This window comes from Hymenobacter psychrotolerans DSM 18569, assembly GCF_900142395.1.
GTDB lineage: Bacteria > Bacteroidota > Bacteroidia > Cytophagales > Hymenobacteraceae > Hymenobacter > Hymenobacter psychrotolerans.
In genome coordinates, this window is record NZ_FRAS01000054.1 from 1 (window position 1) to 5,555 (window position 5,555).

Below are 5,555 nucleotides of genomic sequence, written 5' to 3' on the forward strand. Positions count from 1 at the left end.
TTCCGGACGGACTGTGTGGTGCCGGTGTACGCGCCGGTTCCGCTGAGCGAGACGTTCGAGAACAGCTGGCTCAGCCGCTGCGCCACGCGCGAGGTGCCGGGCAACGCCTGGCGCACCTCGCCGCAGACGGGCAACAACTCCTGGCGGCGCGACGACGACGGGGCGGCCGCCAACTGGACGTCGGCCACCAGCTACGGCTACACGCCCACCGGGGCGCAGGGCAGCAGCCGCTCGGCGCGCTTCCACAGCGGCTACTCCTCGGCCGGGCTGCTGGGCACGCTCGACCTGTACGTGGACCTGAGCGGGGCGGGCAGCCGGGAGCTGAGCTTCGACTACATCAACACCAGCGGCACGGACTCGCTGAGCGTGCAGATCTCCACCGACGGCGGGCTCAGCTTCGGCCCGCAGCTGCTGCGCTCGGGCCAGGCTGCCAGCTGGCAGAGCAAGACGCTGGCGTTGAGCAGCAGCTCGGCCACGACCGTGATTCGGTTCCGGGCGCGGGCTGACTATGGCTCCACCGACATCGGGCTCGACAACGTGACGATTGCCGCCTGCGGGCGGGTGAGCAACCTGGCCGTGGGCAGCGTGACGGGCACGAGTGCGAGCGTGACGTTCACGCCCCTGGCTGGGGTAAGCAGCTACACGGTGGTGGCCACGCCCACGGGGGGCGGGGGGCCGGCCGTGAGCGTGACGGCGCCGGGCTCGCCGGTGAATCTGGTGGGGCTGCAGGGGCTGACGGCGTACACGGTGAGCGTGGTGAGCAGCTGCGGGCCGGGGCAGAGCTCGGTGCCGGTGACGGCCGGCTTCACGACCCTGCTGCCGCCCACCCTCAACGACGAGCCCTGCAATGCTACTTCTCTCTCTATCGGTGGTGGAGCCTACGGCACGCCAGTGGCCAGCACCACCCTAGGGGCCACCTTCACGCTACCCAACGGCTATAGCGCAGTAGGCTGCGTGCTGGCGTCGGCTCCCAGAGACGTATGGTTTGAGTTTACGCCCCCAGCCGGGCCTGCGACGCCGGTCAGCATTGTGGTAACCGGCAATCCGGCGGGGCAGGTACGCGTATTCTCAGCTCCTGACTGTACTGGTCCGTTCACGCAGCTGGCCTGCCAGGGCGCCCCAGCCGCCAACACGCCCGCTGGGGCGGTAATCGTAAATAGCTTGTCGGCTGGCACGCGCTATTTCGTTGCGGTATCCGGTTTCGGCTCCAACGATCCGCAGGGGCCGTTCACTATTCAGGCCGGTACTGGTGTTTTGGCCAGCAAAACCGCGCTGCCGGCTGGTGAAGTCAGTGTGTATCCCAATCCTAGCTCTACCGGGACACTCACGCTGGCCATTCGCGGCACGGGCAGCAGTGCTACCGGGGAGGTGCTCCTGCTGAATGCTTTGGGCCGGGCAGTACTCACCGAGCCGGTAATGGTACGCGCCGGGCAGTCCACGCAGCTGCTCCGCGTAGCGCATCTGGCCAAAGGGCTTTACACCTTGCGTCTGCAGCTGGGCTCTGGTGTCGTCCTGCGCAAAGTGGTACTCAACTAGTAGTAGGGCAGGCAACTGGCTGGAAGGGGGAGGGATAGTCCGGCTTTTTTCTGGCGGCTGGCATGGCGGCACTTACGCCAATAGGCGTGATTGAGTAGCAGACTGCTAATATTGTGGCCTGTTACGCTACCTACAGCCTTCTTTTCTATGCAATTCTCCTTCCGTCGGCTGGTTCTGCCCGCTGCATTGCTGGCCATGGCCGCCTGCTCCGAGCAAAAGAAACCCCAGGCCGAGCAGCCAACCCCACCCGCAGCCGCCGCTCAGCCCGATACGGCCAGCAGTGCACCCGCCGCGCCGGCCCGGCCTGATGCCGCCTACAGCCACGATGTAGCTGCTTTCCTGGGCGGCCAGCCCGTGAGCCGGCGTAGTCCGCTGCAGCCGCTGGCTGCGCTGCCTGCCTGGCAGGCGTTTGCCGCTGATGCCGATAAAAGCTGGGCAAACTACCACGCCACCCGCACCGACAAGATAGAGAAGTGGGCCGCCGCCGAGCTGGATTCTGTGCGCGCCGCCAGCCCCACCATCTTCTACCCCTTCAGCGGCCCCGATCTGCTGAATGTCGTGACCATGTTTCCTACCAGCAAGAAATTTGTGCTGCTGGGCCTGGAGCCGGTGGGATCGGTGCCGCGCCGCAGTACGCTCGCAAATGCCAAGCTCTATCCGGCCGTGAAGGCCTCACTGTGGTCAGTGCTTAATTTCAGTTTCTTCCGCACCAACGACATGGCCGTGGACCTGAAGTCGGTGGAGCTGGACGGTGCTTTGCCACTGATGATGCTTTTCGCGGCCCGCACCAACCATCAGATCCAGGATATCCGGTATGTGCAGCTCAACACCGAAGGCCAGCTGACGGATGCCGACAGTACCGTTGTGCAGAAACCCGGTCCCAAAACCATTCCGGGCGTCGAGATGCGCATGCTCAATCAGGCAGGGGAGGAGCAGACAGTGTATTATTTCTCGGCCGATATCAGTGACTGGAAGATGGGGGCCACCAAGGATGCCGTTGTACAGTACGCCAAAACCCTGGGGCCGCTGACTACCTATGTCAAGTCGGCCACGTATCTGATGCATAAGCCCTACTTTAGCAAAGTGCGCAACCTTATTCTGGCGCATAGCAACTACATTCTGCAGGACGACTCGGGCATTGCCATGAAGTATTTCCGCCCCGCCGACTGGAACCTGACCTACTACGGCACCTACAAGCGCCCCATCAACCTGTTCGCCAAGCACTACCAGCCCGAACTAACCCAGGCCTACGCCGATACCAGCAACCGGCCACGCCCGCTGCCCTTCGGCACCGGCTACAACTGGCGCCAGAACGATTCCAACCTGCTTCTCGCCCGTCGGCAGCAGGCTCTTTAAGCCCGTACCATAATATGTGCTGCTACTCTATATATAATAGGTAGGCGGCATCCACACCAAAGCCACAGCCCCCGGTTGTGGCTTTGGTATTACGGGTTCTTCTATTATCCGTACTGTCAGGTATCCCACACCAGAACTCCTTATCCTGCATTTCTATGCGGTATTCTCCACTTCTGCTAGCGGCTGGTGCCATACTACTGAGCTTTTTGTGGCTGTCGGCAGTTGCCTGTCAGGTTCCGGCAGCGTTGCCCGGCGCAGCCCCAAGCCGTCCGGATAGTCCCTTGCTCGATAGTCTGCTCCGCTCCGACAGCCGGCTGGCTCCCATTGCTGCCCGCGCCGGCAAGTACGAGTTGCAAATCATCTACACGCAAATCAACCGCGACGCGCAAAACCAGCCGCATTTCGTTCAGCACAGTTTCCGTCTCGATGCGCGGCAGTATTTCAATCCGGCCAGCCTCGTGAAGCTGCCTACTGCCGTGCTAGCCCTCGAAAAGCTGAATCTGCTGCAGAAGCCCGGCCTCAACCGCCGCAGCCCTATGGAAACCCGCACGGCTTTCCGTTGCCAGACGGCGGCGCCCTACAACCCCGCCGCCGACTCTGACCGGGTAAACACGGTTGGCAACTATATAAAGCGGATGCTGCTGGTCAGCGACAACAATGCCTACAATCGGCTGTACGAGTTTCTCGGCCAGCGCCCCCTCAACGAGCGACTCGCGCAGCTTGGCTATTCAGATGCACGCATTGTGCGCCGCTTTGCCCCCTGCGACACCCTTGCTAACCGGCATACCAACCCCATCAACTTCTATAGCCCCAGTAAGCAGCTTATCCACCAGCAACCCGCTGCCTTCAACGCCGCAGCTTTCAGCTACCCGCTGGGCCGCGTATTCAAAGGGCAGGCTTACCAGGCCGGTGGGCGTATTGTGCGCCAGCCCTACGAATTCACTACCGCGAATTATCTGCCCCTGCAGCACGTCCACGACCTCCTCAAAAACATCATCTTCCCGGAATCAGCTTTCCCTGATGGCCCAACGCTCCAGTTGACTCCGGATGACTACGCCTTCCTCCGCTATTACCTGCACCACGCCCCGCACAGTTCCGCCTATCGGCCCTACACCGCGCCAGCCTATTTCGACTCCTACAAGAAGTACCTCTATTATGGCCGCGACGCGCGGACGCCCGCTGAGCCTTCGCTATATATATATAATGTAGTAGGCATGTCGCACGGCTACCTTGCCGACGTAGCGTACTTCGCCGACTCAGCCCAAAAGGTAGAGTTCCTGCTCAGTGCTGTCCTCTATGTCAACGAAGACGGTATCATCAATGATGGCGCTTATGAGTACACGAGTGTTGGTCTTCCTTTCCTAAAGCGGTTGGGGCAAACCATACACCAGTACGAAACCACCCGTTCCAAGCAGTATTCTCCTGATTTAAGCAGTCTATTCGATCCAGAGCTGGTTCGATAACTTTTTTTGATCGAGAAGTGAACTAAGGGCAGGGGCTAAGTGGTTGTCTGCCAGTGCCCGGTTCGCTGCCACGGCCACGCCCTACGCGCCGGCCGATAAAAAAAGTTGGCCCCGGGGCTTGCACCGGAACAAACGACCGACTACTTTTGCACTCCCAATCCGAAACGCGGAGGGGGCCACGGCCGAACAGGCCCGGAAAAGAAAGTTTAGGAGTCGGGTAGCAAACGTAGAAAAGTCTACTTACCTTTGCAGCCCGCTTCGACCGGAAACGGAACCTGCTTCGAAAAAAAGTTTGCCTGGTTACTTGCAGGCGAAGGAAACGAGGTGTTACCTTTGCAGCCCGCTTCAACCGGAAGCCAGGCCCCGATTCTACGAAAAGCACTAAAACGTTTTTCGGCTCAGAGTTGGAAAGTAAGAAAAGGGTGCTACCTTTGCAGCCCGCCGCGCTTCGAACGAGAAACGGCCGGGCAGGCAGGAAAAAGAAACAACCTTTTTCTTGCGGTTTTAAAAAGGTTGTGTACCTTTGCAGCCCGCTTCGATCGGAAGCCGGGACCCGGACTCAGCAGATGAGTCACTACGTTGCTTCACACGAGAAGCGACGCACGTTCTTTGAATGGATGGAAAGACAAATGAAAGGGCTTTGGTAGCTCACTTCTTCGGAAGGGAAGCTGCTGAAGACCACGCGTAGAACAAAAGGAATTGAACAGCTCGTAAACACGAGTCGGATCAGCACTCGACATCGTCTGTGGTTCGCCACGGATTAGGATTTTTATACAATGGAGAGTTTGATCCTGGCTCAGGATGAACGCTAGCGGCAGGCCTAATACATGCAAGTCGAACGGGCGGTAGCAATACCGCTAGTGGCGCACGGGTGCGTAACGCGTAACCAACCTGCCCTTGACTGGGGGATAGCCCGCCGAAAGGCGGATTAATACCGCATAACCTCACAGTGTGGCATCACACAATGAGTAAAGATTTATTGGTCAAGGATGGGGTTGCGTAGCATTAGCTAGTTGGCGGGGTAACGGCCCACCAAGGCGACGATGCTTAGGGGACCTGAGAGGGTGATCCCCCACACTGGCACTGAGATACGGGCCAGACTCCTACGGGAGGCAGCAGTAGGGAATATTGGGCAATGGGCGAGAGCCTGACCCAGCCATGCCGCGTGCCGGATGAAGGCCTTCTGGGTTGTAAACGGCT

General features: G+C 60.0%; 3 protein-coding genes and 1 rRNA gene. All 4 read left to right on the forward strand.

Annotated features, from left to right (window positions below; all coding sequences use genetic code 11):
• The coding region (locus BUE15_RS21075; protein ID WP_139252485.1) for a T9SS type A sorting domain-containing protein at positions 1 to 1,536 on the forward strand (1,536 nt) is incomplete at its 5' end.
• Between the two features lie 147 nt (positions 1,537 to 1,683).
• Complete coding sequence (locus BUE15_RS21080) at positions 1,684 to 2,892, forward strand: hypothetical protein (protein WP_073289228.1); 1,209 nt, start codon at positions 1,684 to 1,686, stop codon at positions 2,890 to 2,892.
• Between the two features lie 281 nt (positions 2,893 to 3,173).
• Positions 3,174 to 4,355 carry a serine hydrolase gene (locus BUE15_RS21085; RefSeq protein WP_170865337.1) on the forward strand — a complete coding sequence of 394 codons (1,182 nt, stop codon included), beginning with the start codon at positions 3,174 to 3,176 and terminating at the stop codon, positions 4,353 to 4,355.
• Between the two features lie 773 nt (positions 4,356 to 5,128).
• A 16S ribosomal RNA gene (locus tag BUE15_RS21090) occupies positions 5,129 to 5,555 on the forward strand; the annotation flags it as partial.

What these genes read in the sequence shown, in the direction of transcription:
- BUE15_RS21080 (WP_073289228.1), top strand. Translation starts at nt 1,684, where the DNA reads ATGCAATTCTCCTTCCGTCGGCTGGTTCTGCCCGCTGCATTGCTGGCC.